The sequence below is a fragment of the Serratia sp. BNK-12 genome (assembly GCF_047456085.1).
Lineage (GTDB): Bacteria > Pseudomonadota > Gammaproteobacteria > Enterobacterales > Enterobacteriaceae > Serratia > Serratia liquefaciens.
The window spans coordinates 3,934,505-3,948,539 of the sequence record NZ_CP179896.1; the positions used below are offsets into that span (position 1 = coordinate 3,934,505).

The 14,035-nt window shown below is 56.1% G+C and carries 14 protein-coding genes; 13 read left to right on the forward strand and 1 reads right to left on the reverse strand.

What is annotated here, in order from left to right; all coding sequences use genetic code 11:
- Positions 1-210: 210 nt before the first annotated feature.
- The 6 genes from ACMGG1_RS18355 to ACMGG1_RS18380 all read left to right on the forward strand — a co-directional run bounded on the left by ACMGG1_RS18355 (position 211) and on the right by ACMGG1_RS18380 (position 5,347).
- Entirely contained in the window at positions 211-1,107 is an 897-nt protein-coding gene (locus tag ACMGG1_RS18355) for an amino acid ABC transporter substrate-binding protein (protein WP_020825628.1), read from the forward strand.
- 211 nt (positions 1,108-1,318) lie between these two features.
- Positions 1,319-2,059 carry an amino acid ABC transporter permease gene (locus ACMGG1_RS18360; RefSeq protein WP_017891917.1) on the forward strand — a complete coding sequence of 247 codons (741 nt, stop codon included), beginning with the start codon at positions 1,319-1,321 and terminating at the stop codon, positions 2,057-2,059.
- Positions 2,059-2,733, forward strand: a complete 675-nt coding sequence (gene gltK, locus ACMGG1_RS18365) for a glutamate/aspartate ABC transporter permease GltK (RefSeq protein WP_020825627.1) — start codon at positions 2,059-2,061, stop codon at positions 2,731-2,733. The genes ACMGG1_RS18360 and gltK overlap by 1 nt, the downstream gene beginning before the upstream one ends.
- Positions 2,733-3,458, forward strand: coding sequence for an amino acid ABC transporter ATP-binding protein (locus tag ACMGG1_RS18370; protein WP_020825626.1), 726 nt, complete (start codon positions 2,733-2,735; stop codon positions 3,456-3,458). Before gltK ends, ACMGG1_RS18370 begins: the two co-directional genes overlap by 1 nt.
- A gap of 117 nt (positions 3,459-3,575) precedes the next feature.
- Complete coding sequence (gene rihA, locus ACMGG1_RS18375; RefSeq protein ID WP_020825625.1) at positions 3,576-4,508, forward strand: pyrimidine-specific ribonucleoside hydrolase RihA; 933 nt, start codon at positions 3,576-3,578, stop codon at positions 4,506-4,508.
- 146 nt (positions 4,509-4,654) lie between these two features.
- Complete coding sequence (locus tag ACMGG1_RS18380) at positions 4,655-5,347, forward strand: FMN-dependent NADH-azoreductase (protein ID WP_129940047.1); 693 nt, start codon at positions 4,655-4,657, stop codon at positions 5,345-5,347.
- A gap of 54 nt (positions 5,348-5,401) precedes the next feature.
- Here the strand turns inward: ACMGG1_RS18380 and ACMGG1_RS18385 are convergent, their stop codons facing one another.
- Positions 5,402-5,884 carry a zinc ribbon-containing protein gene (locus tag ACMGG1_RS18385; RefSeq protein ID WP_046374288.1) on the reverse strand — a complete coding sequence of 161 codons (483 nt, stop codon included), beginning with the start codon at positions 5,882-5,884 and terminating at the stop codon, positions 5,402-5,404.
- Between the two features lie 388 nt (positions 5,885-6,272).
- On the opposite strand from ACMGG1_RS18385, the gene leuS reads away from it, so the two are divergent.
- From leuS to mrdA, 7 genes are all read left to right on the forward strand, one after another.
- Positions 6,273-8,855, forward strand: a complete 2,583-nt coding sequence (gene leuS / locus ACMGG1_RS18390; RefSeq protein WP_048759487.1) for a leucine--tRNA ligase — start codon at positions 6,273-6,275, stop codon at positions 8,853-8,855.
- A gap of 14 nt (positions 8,856-8,869) precedes the next feature.
- A complete protein-coding gene (lptE, locus tag ACMGG1_RS18395) occupies positions 8,870-9,430 on the forward strand; it encodes an LPS assembly lipoprotein LptE (RefSeq protein WP_020825621.1) in 561 nt (186 codons plus the stop codon).
- Positions 9,427-10,461 carry a DNA polymerase III subunit delta gene (gene holA / locus ACMGG1_RS18400; RefSeq protein WP_020825620.1) on the forward strand — a complete coding sequence of 345 codons (1,035 nt, stop codon included), beginning with the start codon at positions 9,427-9,429 and terminating at the stop codon, positions 10,459-10,461. The genes lptE and holA overlap by 4 nt, the downstream gene beginning before the upstream one ends.
- A complete protein-coding gene (gene nadD / locus ACMGG1_RS18405) occupies positions 10,451-11,113 on the forward strand; it encodes a nicotinate-nucleotide adenylyltransferase (RefSeq protein WP_048759491.1) in 663 nt (220 codons plus the stop codon). Before holA ends, nadD begins: the two co-directional genes overlap by 11 nt.
- Before the next feature lie 189 nt (positions 11,114-11,302).
- A complete protein-coding gene (gene rsfS, locus ACMGG1_RS18410; protein WP_201895648.1) occupies positions 11,303-11,620 on the forward strand; it encodes a ribosome silencing factor in 318 nt (105 codons plus the stop codon).
- A 3-nt stretch (positions 11,621-11,623) separates the two neighbouring features.
- Complete coding sequence (gene rlmH / locus ACMGG1_RS18415; protein WP_004949595.1) at positions 11,624-12,094, forward strand: 23S rRNA (pseudouridine(1915)-N(3))-methyltransferase RlmH; 471 nt, start codon at positions 11,624-11,626, stop codon at positions 12,092-12,094.
- A 38-nt stretch (positions 12,095-12,132) separates the two neighbouring features.
- Positions 12,133-14,028, forward strand: a complete 1,896-nt coding sequence (gene mrdA / locus ACMGG1_RS18420) for a peptidoglycan DD-transpeptidase MrdA (protein WP_020825617.1) — start codon at positions 12,133-12,135, stop codon at positions 14,026-14,028.
- Positions 14,029-14,035: the final 7 nt, after the last annotated feature.

Below are 14,035 nucleotides of genomic sequence, written 5' to 3' on the forward strand. Positions count from 1 at the left end.
CACCACAAAGGTGCATTGGGGTTTTGTTGCATTAATTTGGTGCGCGTGGCGTCTCAAAAAAAGAAACATTTTAGTTTCAATCCATTCACAATCGGCTATTTTCTAACGGTTATGTGTTCTAAGACTATCTTTATACTTGAGCAATAAATCTCCATTTAGAATCTGATGCTCTTTGAATTTGAGCCACCACAACAGCAAAGGAGTTGGACCATGCAAATGCGTAAATTGGCGTTATCGTTACTGCTGATCGGTATGGCAGGTAACGTAGCCCATGCGGAAGAACTGACCGGTACGCTGAAGAAAATCAAAGACAACGGCGTGATCGTTGTCGGCCACCGCGAATCGTCAGTGCCGTTCTCCTACTACGACAACCAGCAAAAAGTTGTGGGTTACTCCCAGGACTACTCCAACCAAATCGTTGAAGCGGTTAAGAAAAAACTGAACGCTCCTGATCTGCAGGTCAAAATGCTGCCGATCACCTCACAGAACCGTATCCCGCTGCTGCAAAACGGCACCTTTGACTTCGAATGCGGCTCGACCACCAACAACCTCGAACGCCAAAAACAGGCGGCCTTCTCTGATACCATCTTCGTGGTCGGTACCCGTCTGCTGGTGAAAAAAGGCTCTGACGTCAAAGACTTCAAGGATCTGGCGGGCAAACCTGTCGTGGTGACCTCAGGCACCACCTCTGAAGTGCTGCTCAATAAACTGAACGACAGCGGCAAGATGAACATGCGCATCATCAGCGCCAAAGACCACGGCGACTCCTTCCGTACCCTGGAAAGCGGTCGTGCAGTAGCCTTTATGATGGATGACGCCCTGCTGGCGGGTGAACGCGCGAAAGCGAAGAAGCCGGACCAATGGGAAATTCTGGGCACACCGCAGTCGAAAGAAGCCTACGGCTGTATGCTGCGTAAAGACGATCCTGAGTTCAAGAAACTGGTCGATGACACCATCGCTCAGGCTCAAACTTCAGGCGAAGCAACAAAATGGTTTGATAAGTGGTTCAAACAGCCTATTCCACCGAAGAACCTCAACATGAACTTCGAACTGTCCGACGACATGAAGCAACTGTTCAAAGAGCCTAACGATAAAGCATTGAACTAATAGAACAAGAGCTGGGGCGGCCGCCAGGCCAAACCAGCCCTGTTGATGGCTGGGACAGACAGGAATACGGGAGGCCGTTCCCCTCCCGTATTTTTCCCATAACGCATTACCGATGCCCGCACACATAAGTCAGCCCGACTGGCCGCGGCGCCCTCGGCGTTGAATAGTCATCAATCTTTAGGCGCTCTGCGCCCGCTTAACGGAGTTTGTTATGTCAATAGATTGGAACTGGGGTATCTTCCTGCAGCAGGCCCCGTTTGGGAATACCACCTACCTCGGCTGGATTTGGTCCGGCTTTCAGGTCACGGTAGCCCTCTCCGTCTGTGCATGGATTATCGCTTTCTTTGTCGGTTCGCTATTCGGTATTTTGCGTACCGTGCCCAACCGCTTTCTTTCCACTCTCGGTACCTGTTACGTCGAACTGTTCCGTAATGTGCCGCTGATCGTCCAATTCTTTACCTGGTATCTGGTGATCCCGGAACTGCTGCCGGCGAATATCGGCATGTGGTTCAAAACCGAACTCGATCCTAACGTGCAATTCTTTGTTTCCTCGATGCTGTGCCTCGGGCTGTTTACTGCCGCTCGCGTCTGCGAGCAGGTACGTGCTGCCATTCAGTCACTGCCGCGCGGTCAAAGAGCGGCCGGGTTGGCGATGGGTCTGACGCTGCCGCAAACCTACCGCTACGTGCTGTTGCCGAATGCCTACCGGGTGATTGTGCCGCCGATGACCTCGGAAATGCTCAACCTGGTCAAAAACTCTGCCATCGCTTCCACTATCGGGTTGGTCGACATGGCTGCCCAGGCCGGCAAACTGCTGGACTACTCTGCGCATGCCTATGAATCCTTTACCGCGATTACGCTGGCCTATATCGCCATCAACGCCGTGATCATGCTGTTTATGCGGTTGGTAGAGAGAAAAGTGCAGTTGCCCGGCAACTTGGGGAGTAAATAATGTACGAATTTGACTGGGCATCGATTGTCCCAAGTTTCCCTTATCTGCTGCAGGGCCTGTTGATCACGCTGAAGATCACCGTGACCGCCATCGTCGTCGGTATTCTGTGGGGAACCGTTCTGGCGGTAATGCGCTTGTCGCCCATCAAACCGATCAGCTGGTTCGCTGCCGTTTACGTCAACCTGTTCCGCTCCGTCCCGCTGGTGATGGTGCTGCTGTGGTTCTATCTGGTGGTTCCAAGCTTATTACAACAGGTTCTAGGGCTGTCGCCGAAAACCGATATTCGCCTGATCTCGGCTATGGTAGCCTTTTCCCTGTTTGAAGCGGCTTATTACTCGGAAATTATCCGCGCCGGTATCATCAGCATCTCACGCGGCCAGTCCTCCGCCGCGCTGGCACTGGGCATGACCCAATGGCAGTCAATGAAGCTGGTGATCCTGCCGCAGGCGTTCCGCGCCATGGTGCCGCTGCTGCTGACCCAGGGCATCGTACTGTTCCAGGATACCTCCCTGGTGTACGTACTGAGCCTGGCTGACTTCTTCCGTACCGCCTCGACCATTGGCGAGCGCGACGGCACCCAGGTTGAAATGATCCTGTTTGCCGGCTTTGTCTACTTTGTTATCAGTCTCGCCGCCTCGGCGCTGGTAAGCTATTTGAAGAAAAGGACTGTTTGATGATATCCCTGAAAAATGTTTCTAAGTGGTACGGTCACTTTCAGGTTCTGACCGATTGCACCACCGAAGTAAAAAAAGGCGAGGTGGTGGTGGTCTGCGGTCCTTCAGGCTCGGGCAAGTCTACCCTGATCAAAACCGTCAACGGTCTGGAGCCGATCCAGCAGGGCAATATCCTGGTGAACGGTACTCCGGTCAACGACAAGAAAACCAATCTGGCGCAGCTGCGTTCCAAGGTCGGTATGGTATTCCAGCACTTCGAGCTTTTCCCGCACCTGTCGATCATCGATAACCTGACGCTGGCGCAGGTGAAAGTGCTCAAACGCGACAAAGACGCCTCGCGCGAGAAAGGCCTGAAACTGCTGGAGCGCGTCGGCCTGACCGCACACGCCAACAAGTTCCCCGGCCAGCTTTCCGGCGGCCAGCAGCAACGCGTGGCTATCGCCCGAGCGCTGTGCATGGATCCTATCGCCATGCTGTTCGATGAGCCCACTTCGGCGCTCGATCCGGAAATGATCAACGAAGTGCTGGACGTTATGGTCGAACTGGCCAATGAAGGCATGACCATGATGGTGGTAACCCACGAGATGGGCTTTGCCCGTAAAGTGGCGAACCGGGTGATCTTTATGGATGAAGGCAAAATCGTCGAAGACCGTAATAAAGACGACTTCTTCAACAATCCGGAGTCCGAACGGGCGAAGGACTTCCTGGCGAAAATCCTGCACTGATGCCTCGCCTGCGCCCCGCCCGGGGCGCAGTTTCATTCCCTCTTTCCGGCACTAAAAGCACTTGTTTCTCTCCGATTTTGATCCGATGCTCACTGGATAACAAATAAGGAGATAAACATGCCCCGCCCTATCATTATCGATTGCGACCCCGGTCTGGACGATGCCATCGCCCTTGCCATGGCGCTGAGTTCACCAGAATTGGACGTAAAGGCCATTACCACCTCCGCCGGTAACCAGACGCCGGAAAAAACCCTGCACAATGCGCTGGGTCTGTTGACGTTGATGAAGCGTGAAGACATTCCCGTCGCTGCCGGTGCTGCCGCGCCGTTGATGCGAGACCTGGTGATTGCCGACTACGTACACGGCAAAACCGGCATGGGCAATACCCATCTGCCAACGCCCGCCATCCAGCCGGTGGCGCAAACTGCCGTAGAGCTGATCGCCAGCCTGCTACGCAGCAGTCCGCAGCCGATCACGCTGGTGGTCACCGGCCCCATGACCAATATCGCGCTGCTGCTGGCCCAACACCCAGAGCTGAAAGGTAACATTGAACGCATCGTGTTTATGGGGGGAGGTATGAATGCCGGCAACACCACCCCGGTGGCAGAGTTCAACATCTATGTCGATCCCGAAGCCGCCGAAATGGTGTTGAAATCCGGCGTGCCGCTGACCATGGCCGGGTTGAACGTGACTCACCAGGCGCTGGTGCTGCCACAGGATATCGAACGCATCCGTCAGATAAACAACCCGGTGGCGCAGGCGGTGGCCGAAATGCTCGACTTCTACCTGCCGCTGTACCTTAGCCATCCCCGTGGGCTGCCCGGTGCCGCGATGCACGACCCCTGCACCATCGCCTGGCTGCTGGCACCACAGCTGTTTGACAGTATCGAACGCTGGGTCGGCGTGGAAACCAAAGGGGAATATACCCTCGGCATGACCGTGGTGGATACCTTCGGCCAGAACGGCAAGCCGGCCAACGTTGAAGTGCTGACCGATATCGATCGCGAAGGCTTTATCGATCTGTTGGCCGAGCGCGTAGCCCGCTATTGACCACCGGGCGGGAAACCGCCCTGATATTCAATATTTTTGATTTAACTCAGCGAATTTTTACGCTATCACTGGCCCAGGCTTGCCTCTAAGATGCTGTTAAACACACAGCATCGCTGACACCTTAGACCAAGCCTGGAGATAGCCCAATGAGTCGTATACTGGTCCTGAAATCAAGTATCCTGGGTGATTACTCCCAGTCTGGAAAATTAGTCGATTTTTTTGTTCAACAGTGGCGTGAAGCACACCCCAATGACAGCTTTACGGTTCGCGACTTAGCCAACCCGACACTGCCGGAGCTGGATGGTGAAGTGATTGGCGGGTTTAGCGCCGGTGACAAACCTTTAACACCGCATCAGCAAAAGACGCTGGCACTTTCCGATGAGCTGATCGCCGAGCTGAAATCGCACGACACCATTATCATCAGCGCGCCGATGTACAACTTCAACATCCCGACGCAGTTGAAAATCTATTTCGATCTGGTGGCGCGCGCCGGCCAAACCTTCCGCTACACCTCTGAAGGCTCTGAAGGTCTGGTCACCGGCAAGAAAGCGATTGTGATCTCCAGCCGCGGCGGTATCCACGCGGATACGCCAACCGATCTGATCACGCCGTACCTGAAGCTGTTCCTGGCGTTTATCGGCATTACCGACGTCGAGTTCGTGCTGGCGGAAGGCTTTGCTTACGGCCCTGAAGCAGCAGAAAAAGCCGCTCAGGAAAGCCGGGTTGCGGTGGCACAGAAAGTGCCGGCCAAAATCGACACCGCCCCGCAGGCTGAAGTGGCTACGGCCTCGGCTGGCGGAAGCTTTCTTGGCAACCTGATGAAAAAACTGTTTGGCTAAGAGCAGCGCCTGCCCTGACCTTTTCCAGCGGAGAGGCCAGGGCGCGCAGCAAGCTTAAGGTTCGAAAGGCCGACGCTGGAACTGGTCATGACCGCATTTCGGGCACAGCGGCAGCACTTCCGGCGTGTAAAACGCCAAATGATGGTGGCATTTTTCGCACACCAGATTACCCAGCCCGACAACCTCACCGCTGTGGTAAACGCCATGGTGGCTGACGTCCTTGAACACCTCGCGCCATTCCAACTGAGTTTTGTCGGTAATATCCGCCAGCTCCTGCCACAGGCTCTCCTTGATGACCCGCATGAAAACGCTGTCGGTAAACTCGTCCCGGCTCTCCTGATAACTGCGAGCGAACTCTTCCAGATCGCGCCGTACCGCCTGTGTAACCTGCTCAACTTCGTCGCGCGTCAGTTCACCCGCTTCGCTTAGCCGTTTTTCTGCGCTCGCGACCAGCGAGTCAATATCACGCTCGCCATTTTTCAGGCGTTCTGTCAGAGATGCCACCAATTCGCGGTAGTACTGAGCAACCTTGTTCATAATCTCTCCTCGATGAACTTACGTGACTGGGCCTACCTCCTAAACTATCCCTTATCATTTTAGCCGTAAATTGCTGATGTCACTTGGCAAGACATGGTTTCCTCAAGATGTGAGTCTTATCATGGCCGGTATTTTTTAAATACGTCGAGTCGGGCGCTTGGTGTTGTTGCCGGGAGGTCTTATCAGCTATGCTATGCGGATCTATAAGTACTCAACAGAATGCTACAGAAATCCCCCCGATAGGTTTCGAGTCACGGCCAGGCGGCCAGTACGTGAAACCCAAGAGCTTACAAAGGTAAGTGACTGGGTTGAGTGTACGCAGCCAACAACGCTGTGGCTTGAAAGATGAAGGGGGAGCTGTTTTACACCTACAGGACCACCAGCCGCCATGCAAGAGCAATACCGTCCAGAAGACATAGAATCGAACGTACAGCTTCACTGGGAAGAGAAGCAAACTTTCAAAGTTACCGAAGATGCGAGCAAGGAAAAGTATTACTGCCTATCCATGCTGCCGTACCCATCAGGCCGTCTGCACATGGGGCACGTTCGTAACTACACTATCGGCGACGTGATCTCGCGCTACCAGCGCATGCTAGGTAAAAACGTGCTACAGCCTATTGGCTGGGATGCGTTCGGCCTGCCGGCGGAAGGCGCTGCGGTTAAAAACAACACCGCACCGGCTCCGTGGACCTACGACAATATCGAATACATGAAGAACCAGCTGAAACTGCTGGGCTTCGGCTATGACTGGGATCGCGAGATCGCCACCTGCGATCCGGACTACTACCGTTGGGAACAGTGGTTCTTCACCAAGCTGTACGAAAAAGGCCTGGTCTACAAGAAGACTTCCGCGGTGAACTGGTGCCCGCACGATCTGACCGTGCTGGCCAACGAACAGGTGATCGACGGCTGCTGCTGGCGCTGCGACACCAAGGTTGAGCGTAAAGAGATCCCACAGTGGTTTATCAAAATCACCGACTACGCCGATCAGCTGCTCAACGATCTGGACACGCTGGAAAGCTGGCCAGAACAGGTGAAAACCATGCAGCGCAACTGGATTGGCCGTTCCGAAGGGGTGGATATCACCTTTGACGTAGCGGGCAGCGACGAAAAGCTGACGGTTTACACCACCCGTCCTGACACCTTTATGGGCGCGACCTACGTGGCCGTAGCCGCAGGTCACCCATTGGCGCAGCAAGGCGCGGTGAACAACCCGGCGCTGGCTGAATTTATCGAAGAGTGCCGTAACACCAAAGTGGCCGAAGCCGAAATGGCGACGATGGAGAAAAAGGGCATGCCGACCGGCCTGTTCGCCATCCATCCGCTGTCCGGCGAGCAAGTGCCAATTTGGGTCGCCAACTTTGTGCTGATGGAATACGGCACCGGCGCGGTGATGGCGGTTCCGGCTCACGATCAGCGCGACTGGGAATTCGCCACCAAATACGGCCTGCCAATCAAACCGGTCGTTCTGGCCCTCGACGGCAGCCAACCGGATGTACAAGCCGAAGCGATGACCGAGAAAGGCACGCTGTTCAACTCCGGCGAGTTTGACGGTCTGGATCACCAAGACGGTTTCAACGCCATTGCCGACAAACTGGTCGCCAAAGGCGTTGGTCAGCGCAAGGTTAACTACCGTCTGCGCGACTGGGGCGTTTCCCGCCAACGTTATTGGGGCGCACCAATCCCGATGGTCACGCTGGAAGACGGTACCGTGATGCCAACGCCAGAAGACCAACTGCCGGTGATCCTGCCGGAAGATGTGGTGATGGACGGCATTACCAGCCCGATCAAAGCCGATCCTGAGTGGGCGAAAACCACCGTTAACGGCCAACCGGCGCTGCGCGAAACCGACACCTTCGACACCTTTATGGAGTCGTCCTGGTACTACGCGCGCTATACCTGCCCGCAGTACGACCAGGGGATGCTGGATCCAGCCGCTGCCAACTACTGGCTGCCGGTCGATCAGTATGTCGGCGGCATCGAACACGCCATCATGCACCTGATGTATTTCCGCTTCTTCCACAAGCTGCTGCGTGACGCTGGCCTGGTCGACTCCGACGAGCCGGCAAAACGCCTGCTGTGCCAGGGCATGGTGCTAGCAGACGCCTTCTATTACACCGGCAACAGCGGCGAACGCGTCTGGGTTTCCCCGGTCGACGCCAACGTTGAACGTGATGACAAAGGCCGCATTATCAAAGCCACCGATCCACAAGGTCGTGAACTGGTCTATGCTGGCATGAGCAAAATGTCGAAGTCGAAAAACAACGGCATCGACCCGCAGGTGATGGTTGAGAAATACGGCGCAGATACCGTCCGTCTATTCATGATGTTTGCTTCACCGGCAGAAATGACGCTGGAATGGCAGGAATCCGGCGTAGAAGGGGCAAACCGCTTCCTGAAACGCGTGTGGAAACTGGCCTACGAACACCTGGAAAAAGGCGCCGTTCAGCCGCTGAACGTGGCAACGCTGAGCGAAGATCAGAAAGCGCTGCGCCGCGATCTGCACAAAACCATTGCCAAAGTGACCGACGATATCGGCCGTCGTCAGACCTTCAACACCGCGATTGCCGCCGTGATGGAACTGATGAACAAGCTGGCCCGTGCACCGCAAGAGAGCGAGCAAGATCGCGCCCTGCTGCAGGAAGCGCTGTTGGCAGTCGTTCGCATGCTGTATCCGTTCACTCCGCACGTGTGCTTCTCACTGTGGCAGGCGCTGGGCGGTGAAGGCGATGTGGATACCGCAGCCTGGCCGCAAGCCGACGAGCAGGCTATGGTCGAAGACTCCAAGCTGGTGGTGGTGCAGGTCAACGGTAAGGTTCGCGCTAAAATCACCGTGGCTGCCGATGCAACCGAAGAGCAGGTACGTGCGCGTGCCGCTGAGGAGCATCTGGTCGCTAAATATCTGGACGGGGTCACGGTTCGTAAAGTGATCTATGTTCCGGGCAAATTGCTTAACCTGGTTGTGGGTTAACACAAGGAGGCGTTGTGCGACATCGTATTCTGACGTTGTTGCTGGGGTTGGCGGTGCTGGTCACCGCCGGCTGCGGTTTTCACCTGCGTGGTACCACGCAGGTCCCTTCGGAAATGAAGACGCTGCTGCTGGACAGCTCGGACCCTTATGGTCCGCTGACCCGCGCGGTGCGTGAGCAGTTACGTCTCAGCGACGTGACCATCGTCAAGGATGCCAAGCGTAAGGATCTCCCTTCCCTGCGCATCATTGGCGCCACGGAGAGCCAGGATACCGCCTCTATCTTCCAGGACGGTAAAACCGCTGAGTACCAAATGGTACTGACCGTTCAGGCACAGGTGCTGATCCCGGGTCACGATCTGTATCCGCTAAACGTTAAAGTTTTCCGTTCGTTCTTCGATAACCCGTTGACCGCATTGGCAAAAGATTCCGAACAGGACATTATTCGCCAGGAAATGCGCGAGCAGGCCGCCCAACAGCTGGTACGTAAGCTGCTGACGGTGCACGCTGCGGAAGAAGAAACCCAACAGAAAGCCGCTGCCGCCGGTGAAAAAGCGGCAAGTCGCGTAGATCAATGATTCGTATTTACCCTGAACAACTTGCCGCGCAGCTCCGAGAGGGGCTGCGCGCTTGTTATTTATTGACCGGCAACGAGCCGCTGTTACTGCAGGAAAGCCAGGATCTGATCCGCCACGCGGCCCAAGAGCAGCAGTTCACCGAGCATTACAGCATTTCGCTCGACGCCCATACCGATTGGGATGCCATCTTCAGCATCTGCCAGGCCATGAGCCTGTTCGCCAGCCGTCAGACGCTGCTGCTGATCTTCCCTGAGAACGGGCCGACGGCACCGATCGGCGAACAGTTGATCAAACTGGCCGCACTGCTGCATGACGACATTTTGCTGATGCTGCGTGGGCCACGCCTGACCAAAGCGCAAGAAAACAGTGCCTGGTTCAAGGCGCTCAGCCCGCACGGCGCTTACGTCAGTTGCCAGACGCCGGAACAGGCGCAGCTCCCCCGCTGGGTCGCCCAACGTGCCAAAACCCTGAAGCTGGAACTGGACGACGCGGCAAACCAACTGCTGTGTTACTGCTACGAAGGCAACCTGCTGGCGCTGTCGCAGGCGCTGGAGCGGCTGTCGTTGCTGCACCCGGATGGCAAACTCACGCTGCCGCGCGTTGAACTGGCGGTAAATGATGCAGCCCACTTCACGCCATTCCACTGGCTGGACGCCCTGTTGGCCGGAAAAAGCAAACGCGCCTGGCATATCCTGCAGCAGATGCAGCAGGAAGATGTCGAGCCAGTGATCCTGCTGCGAACCCTGCAACGGGAACTGCTGCAGTTGCTCAACCTGCAACGCCGCATGGCGACAGTGCCTTTGCGTACGCTGTTCGATCAATACAAGGTTTGGCAAAACCGCCGTAACCTGGTAACCCAGGCACTGCAACGGCTGTCCGGCACCCAGCTGCGGCAAGCGGTTCATCTGCTCGCGCAGATAGAAATCACCCTTAAGCAGGATTACGGCCAGTCGGTCTGGTCTGAATTGGAAACCCTGTCGATGCTGCTGTGCGGCAAACCTCTGGCCACGAGTTTTTCAGATGTCCACTAATCCGCAAGGCACTCCCGTTCTGCACGCCCTGTTTGGCGGCACCTTCGACCCTATCCATTACGGCCATCTGCGGCCGGTGGAAGCGCTGGCCGCAGAGGTTGGTCTGAACCGGGTCACGCTGCTGCCGAACCATGTTCCGCCGCACCGCCCTCAGCCCGAAGCGAACGCTCAGCAACGGTTGAAAATGGTGGAATTGGCCATTGCCGGTAACCCGCTGTTTGCGGTTGACGATCGTGAACTGCATCGCACCACCCCTTCCTATACCATCGAGACGCTGGAAGCCATTCGTAAAGAACGTGGCGCCGCCTTGCCTCTGGCGTTTATCATTGGCCAGGACTCGCTGTTGACGCTGCACAAATGGCACCGCTGGCAGTCGCTGCTGGATACCTGTCATCTGCTGGTGCTCGCTCGCCCTGGTTACAACGATCGCATGGATACACCTGAGTTACAGCAGTGGCTGGAGCAACATCAGGTGAGCGATCCCGCCCAGCTCAGCCGGCATCCTCACGGATTTATTTATCTGGCCGATACGCCACAGCTGGAGATTTCGGCCACGGAAATTCGTCAGCGCCGCCATCAGGGACTCAACTGTGACGACCTGTTGCCACGTTCAGTACAGCGCTATATCGAGTTACAGGGTTTATATCGCTAGCAACAGCCGCGTGATATACTGCGCCGCTATTTTTCAGGTATTCGCTGAAAACCCCGGAATCCTTAGCTGGCCGGGCAGTCACCAGCTGGCTTTCAGCGGCATCCTGCCGACTTATCATTGATTCAGGCCGCAAAACGGGCAAGTTGCCCGCCGCAGTCGAATGAACAGAACACACCCGAGGGGGAACCTTTGCAAGGTAAAGCACTCCAAGATTTCGTCATCGATAAAATTGATGACCTGAAAGGCCAAGACATTATCGCTCTGGATGTACAAGACAAATCCAGCATCACCGATTGCATGATCATCTGCACCGGGACCTCTACCCGTCACGTGATGTCGATCGCCAACCACCTGGTGCAGGAAGCCCGCGCCGCCGGTATGGAACTGTTCGGCATGAAAGGCCAGGAAGCCTCCGACTGGATCGTTGTCGACCTGGGTGACGTGATCGTTCACGTGATGCAGGAAGAGAGCCGTCAGTTGTACGAGCTGGAAAAACTCTGGAGCTAAGCGGTGAAACTGCAACTGGTAGCCGTCGGCACTAAAATGCCAGACTGGGTGCAGACCGGCTTTATGGATTATCTGCACCGCTTTCCGAAAGACATGCCGTTTGAGCTGACCGAAATCCCGGCGGGCAAGCGCGGCAAGAATGCCGATATCAAACGCATTCTGGAAAAGGAAGGCGAGCAGATGCTGGCTGCGGTAGGCAAAGGCAATCGCATTGTCACGCTGGATATTCCCGGTACGCCGTGGGAAACGCCGCAGTTGGCGCAACAACTCGAACGCTGGAAGCAGGACGGCCGCAACGTCAGCCTGCTGATTGGTGGCCCGGAAGGGCTGGCCCCGGCGTGTAAGGCCGCCGCCGAACAGAGTTGGTCGCTCTCACCGTTGACATTACCGCATCCTTTAGTGCGCGTGCTGGTGGCTGAAAGCCTCTATCGCGCCTGGAGCATTACAACAAATCATCCTTACCACCGGGAATAACCGGTGGTAATAGTGACAGAGTGAAATAAAGCAGCGGGATGAAAATAGAACGTAACCCTTTTCGCGACTATACGGCCGAATCCGCCCTGTTTGTACGCCGCGCCCTGGTGGCGTTCTTGGTCATCCTGGTGCTGACCGGCACCCTCATCGCCAATCTGTATAACCTGCAAATCGTCCGCTTTGAGGATTACCGCACCCGCTCCAACGAAAACCGCATCAAACTGGTGCCGATCGCGCCCAGCCGCGGCATTATTTACGATCGCAACGGCACTCCGCTGGCGCTCAACCGCACCATCTACCAACTGGAGTTGATGCCGGAAAAGGTCGATGACCTGAAAGCCACGCTACAGGCGCTGCGTTCAGTGGTCGATTTGACCGATGATGACATCACCAACTTCGAAAAAGAGCGCAAGCGCTCGCGCCGTTTCGTCTCTATCCCGGTGAAAACCGCCCTGAGTGAAGTGCAGGTGGCGCGTTTTGCGGTTAACCAGTTCCGCTTCCCCGGCGTAGAGGTCAAAGGCTACCAGCGTCGCTATTACCCTTATGGTTCCGCCCTGACCCATGTGATCGGCTACGTGTCGAAGATCAACGACCGTGACGTCGAACGCCTGGATAAAGACGGCAAGCTGGCCAACTACGCTGCAACGCACGACATCGGCAAGCTGGGCATCGAACGCTATTACGAAGAAACCCTGCATGGCAAAACCGGCTACGAAGAGGTTGAAGTCAACAACCGTGGTCGGGTGATCCGCCAATTGCATGAGCAACCGCCTTCCGCCGGCAAAGACGTCTATCTGACGCTGGATCTCAACCTGCAGCGCTATATCGAGCAGTTGCTGGTGGGCAGCCGTGCGGCAGTGGTGGTGAGCGATCCGCGCACCGGCGGCATTCTGGCTATGGTGTCCAACCCCAGCTATGACCCGAACCTGTTCGTCGACGGCATCTCCAGCAAGGATTACCAGGGGCTGCTCAACGATCCGAACCGGCCGCTGATCAACCGTGCCACGCAAGGGCTCTACCCACCCGCCTCCACGGTGAAGCCGTATATTTCCGTTTCGGCGCTCAGCGCCGGGGTGATCACCAAGAACACCATCGTCTTCGATCCCGGCTGGTGGCAATTGCCCGGCTCGGAAAAACGCTTCCGCGACTGGAAAAAATGGGGCCACGGCCGCCTGAACGTCACCAAGGCGTTGGAAGAGTCCGCGGATACCTTCTTCTATCAGGTCGCTTACGACATGGGCATCGATCGCCTTTCAACCTGGCTGACCAAGTTCGGCTACGGCGAATATACCGGCATCGATCTGTCAGAAGAGCGTTCCGGCCTGATGCCGACTCGTGACTGGAAATTCAAACGCTATAAAAAACCCTGGTATCAGGGGGACACCATTCCGGTAGGTATCGGCCAGGGTTATTGGACGGCGACGCCGATCCAGATGGCCAAGGCGCTGACCACCCTGATTAACGACGGCAACGTCAAAACGCCGCACCTGCTGCAGAGCACCCGTATCAATGGCGTGTTGGTGCCTTTCCAGCAGGAAGAGAGCACGCAGATCGGCGATATTCATTCCGGCTTCTGGGAAATTGCCAAAGACGGCATGTATGGCGTGGCCAACCGCCCAAATGGGACGGCACGCAAGTACTTTGCAGGTACGCCATACAAAGCCGCGGCGAAATCGGGGACCGCGCAGGTATTCGGTTACGAAACCTATAACGCCCACAAACTCGCAGAGCACCTGCGTGACCACAAACTGATGACGGCCTTCGCTCCCTTCGATAATCCGACGGTTTCGGTCGCCATCATTCTGGAAAACGGCGGTGCCGGTCCAGCGGTCGGGACGATCACTCGTCAGATCCTCGACCATATCTTGCTGGGCGACAACAATACGCAATTACCGGACGCGGCTCCGCTGCCGCCTGGTGTAGAAGGTGATTAAGGTAGAA

Bases quoted from the DNA above. Each gene is read 5' to 3' on its own strand.
- ACMGG1_RS18355 (WP_020825628.1), top strand. From the start codon at position 211: ATGCAAATGCGTAAATTGGCGTTATCGTTACTGCTGATCGGTATGGCA.
- ACMGG1_RS18360 (WP_017891917.1), top strand. From the start codon at position 1,319: ATGTCAATAGATTGGAACTGGGGTATCTTCCTGCAGCAGGCCCCGTTT.
- gltK (WP_020825627.1), top strand. From the start codon at position 2,059: ATGTACGAATTTGACTGGGCATCGATTGTCCCAAGTTTCCCTTATCTG.
- ACMGG1_RS18370 (WP_020825626.1), top strand. From the start codon at position 2,733: ATGATATCCCTGAAAAATGTTTCTAAGTGGTACGGTCACTTTCAGGTT.
- rihA (WP_020825625.1), top strand. From the start codon at position 3,576: ATGCCCCGCCCTATCATTATCGATTGCGACCCCGGTCTGGACGATGCC.
- ACMGG1_RS18380 (WP_129940047.1), top strand. From the start codon at position 4,655: ATGAGTCGTATACTGGTCCTGAAATCAAGTATCCTGGGTGATTACTCC.
- ACMGG1_RS18385 (WP_046374288.1), bottom strand. From the start codon at position 5,884: ATGAACAAGGTTGCTCAGTACTACCGCGAATTGGTGGCATCTCTGACA.
- leuS (WP_048759487.1), top strand. From the start codon at position 6,273: ATGCAAGAGCAATACCGTCCAGAAGACATAGAATCGAACGTACAGCTT.
- holA (WP_020825620.1), top strand. From the start codon at position 9,427: ATGATTCGTATTTACCCTGAACAACTTGCCGCGCAGCTCCGAGAGGGG.
- nadD (WP_048759491.1), top strand. From the start codon at position 10,451: ATGTCCACTAATCCGCAAGGCACTCCCGTTCTGCACGCCCTGTTTGGC.
- mrdA (WP_020825617.1), top strand. From the start codon at position 12,133: ATGAAAATAGAACGTAACCCTTTTCGCGACTATACGGCCGAATCCGCC.